Annotated in this window: 1 protein-coding gene; it reads right to left on the reverse strand. The window is 71.0% G+C overall.

All coding sequences use genetic code 11. From position 1 onward, the window contains the following. On the reverse strand, window positions 1-637 hold a 637-nt coding region (locus RM423_RS25030), incomplete at both ends, for a glycoside hydrolase family 15 protein (RefSeq protein ID WP_311425743.1).

The raw sequence follows: 637 nt of genomic DNA on the forward strand, positions 1-637 counted from the left end.
AGCGGTAGTCCCAGTTGCGGGGGCCACCGATCTGCTCGGGCAACGACGTGGTCGCTGCGGCGACGATGCCGCCGGTCGGCTGGTACGTCAGCGCTTTCAGCGTCAGCAGGGAGCGGGTGATGGCATCGCGGTAGGGACCGTGCACGGGGGTGCCGCGCTGGGCCCAGTGCTTCCAGAAGGTGACGGTGTCGGTGAGGGCGTGCTCGGCGTCGACCGGCTTGGGCGGGGGTTCGTGGCTGGGGTTCCAGGTGAGCACGAAGGGCACCCGCTCACCGGCTCGGACGGTGAACTCAGAGACGGTCGCCAGGTCGCGTCCCTGCAACGGCGCCGGGGTGCGCAGCCGGACCCGATCCGGGCCGGCGATGGCTTCCATCCGGTCACCATGGTGGCGTACCCAGGGCAGCACCCGTCCGTAGTCAAAGCGCAGCCGCAGTTGCGATCGCATCGCCACGGTGCCGTGAATGCCTTCCACGATGCGGACCACGTCCGGGGCGTGCCCGCGAGGGGGCATGAAGTCGGTGACCCGCACGGTCCCCTCCCGGCTGCGCCATTCCGTCTCCAGCACGAGGGTGTCCTCGATATAGCGGCGGGTGGTGCAGACCCCGCCCGCGGCGGGCGCGATGGTCCAGTGCCCGGC

Origin of the sequence: Jatrophihabitans lederbergiae (assembly GCF_031845305.1) — a bacterium.
Taxonomy (GTDB): domain Bacteria; phylum Actinomycetota; class Actinomycetes; order Mycobacteriales; family Jatrophihabitantaceae; genus Jatrophihabitans_A; species Jatrophihabitans_A lederbergiae.